The sequence below is a fragment of the Saccharothrix sp. genome (assembly GCF_031180885.1).
GTDB lineage: Bacteria > Actinomycetota > Actinomycetes > Mycobacteriales > Pseudonocardiaceae > Actinosynnema.
The window spans coordinates 92130-92368 of sequence record NZ_JAPSLK010000034.1 but is presented as its reverse complement, the minus strand read 5'-3'; positions in this window follow the sequence as shown (position 1 = coordinate 92368).

Here is a 239-nt window from a genome sequence, read left to right as displayed (position 1 = left end):
GTACGGCCTGGGCGCAGCCCAACCACAGATTTCCGGGGTGTGCAATAAAAGTTTTGCGAGGTACGAGCAAAAGTTTTATTGCACACCCCGGAAATCTGTGGTTGCCTCTGGCAGGCCGTGCGGGGGGGAACACGACGCCTTTCCTACCCCCGGGGGCCTCCAGGCCCGCTTTTCATCTTGAGAGCGCGTCAGCGCGTCCGTCTTGAGAGCGCGAAGCGCGTCCAAAGTCCCAGCGCGAA